The organism is Blautia sp. An81 (assembly GCF_002161285.1).
In the GTDB taxonomy this organism is placed as follows: Bacteria; Bacillota; Clostridia; order Lachnospirales; family Lachnospiraceae; genus Blautia; species Blautia ornithocaccae.
The window spans coordinates 1-809 of record NZ_NFHH01000077.1 but is presented as its reverse complement, the minus strand read 5'-3'; the positions used below and the strand labels follow the sequence as shown (position 1 = coordinate 809).

Annotated in this window: 2 tRNA genes and 2 rRNA genes; all 4 read left to right on the top strand. The window is 49.2% G+C overall.

What is annotated here, in order from left to right:
* A 16S ribosomal RNA gene (locus B5G33_RS20925) occupies positions 1-212 on the top strand; the annotation flags it as partial.
* Positions 213-283: 71 nt separating this feature from the next.
* Positions 284-401 (top strand): 5S ribosomal RNA (gene rrf, locus B5G33_RS20920).
* A gap of 6 nt (positions 402-407) precedes the next feature.
* Positions 408-481, top strand: a tRNA-Ile gene (locus B5G33_RS20915).
* 85 nt (positions 482-566) lie between these two features.
* Positions 567-639, top strand: a tRNA-Ala gene (locus B5G33_RS20910).
* Positions 640-809 lie beyond the last annotated feature (170 nt).

The following is an 809-nucleotide window of genomic DNA, read 5'->3' as shown; positions in this document are numbered from 1 at the left end:
GAAGCTGGAATCGCTAGTAATCGCGGATCAGAATGCCGCGGTGAATACGTTCCCGGGTCTTGTACACACCGCCCGTCACACCATGGGAGTCAGTAACGCCCGAAGTCAGTGACCCAACCTTAGGGAGGGAGCTGCCGAAGGCGGGACGGATGACTGGGGTGAAGTCGTAACAAGGTAGCCGTATCGGAAGGTGCGGCTGGATCACCTCCTTTCTAGGGAAGAAGAAGTAAGTAAAGTGTTTCACTGTTGAGTTATCAAAGAAAAAAGTTGATAACAAAAGATTTCCGGTGGCGATGCGCTTCGGGGAAACACCCGTACCCATCCCGAACACGACGGTTAAGACTGAAGCGGCCGATGATACTATGCTGGAGACGGCATGGGAAAGCAGGTGGCTGCCGGAATAAGAAGGGCTTATAGCTCAGCTGGTTAGAGCGCACGCCTGATAAGCGTGAGGTCGGTGGTTCGAGTCCACTTAAGCCCATTGGGTATAAGCTTTTGCTGAGGAGCAAAGGTCACTTAAGCCCACTGGATAGATAAAATATCCAAAACAATAGAAAACAGAGGATGGGGATATAGCTCAGTTGGGAGAGCACCTGCCTTGCAAGCAGGGGGTCGAGAGTTCGAATCTCTTTATCTCCACTACAGCAAGATCAAAGACAGAACAGAGAGACGGATGAGAAAAGATCCTGCTGTGCACTGTACCTTGAAAACCGCATATGTAAAACATTCATTTCTTGATGATACGTTAAACGTAAGATAGAGACGAAAACGAGGCACTGCGAAAGCAGTGAGAGAAAGAAAACCAACAA